The 236-nt window shown below is 45.3% G+C and carries 1 protein-coding gene; it reads right to left on the reverse strand.

The window, feature by feature from the left end; genetic code table 11:
• Positions 1 to 233, reverse strand: a 233-nt coding sequence (locus H6A60_RS14680; RefSeq protein WP_500691547.1) for a transposase, incomplete at its 3' end; no start/stop codon positions are given.
• Between the last annotated feature and the right edge of the window lie 3 nt (positions 234 to 236).

Here is a 236-nt window from a genome sequence, read left to right on the forward strand (position 1 = left end):
TCCTGATGCCCTGCCTGTTTACGGATGAAAGCGTGCAAGGTATCCATCACCTCTTCAAACACGCCTTCAAGCTTCCATTTACGGAAATAGCAATAGACGGTTTGCCAAGGGGCGAAGTCAGAAGGAAGCATACGCCACTGGCAGCCGGTCTTGTTGATATAAAGGATTGCATTCATTATCTCTTTAAGCGAATGTTTTCGGTCCCTCGCTTGCGGCTCTAAAATATTTTTTATAAC

Source organism: Sutterella massiliensis (assembly GCF_016899755.1).
Taxonomy (GTDB): Bacteria; Pseudomonadota; Gammaproteobacteria; order Burkholderiales; family Burkholderiaceae_F; genus Sutterella; species Sutterella massiliensis.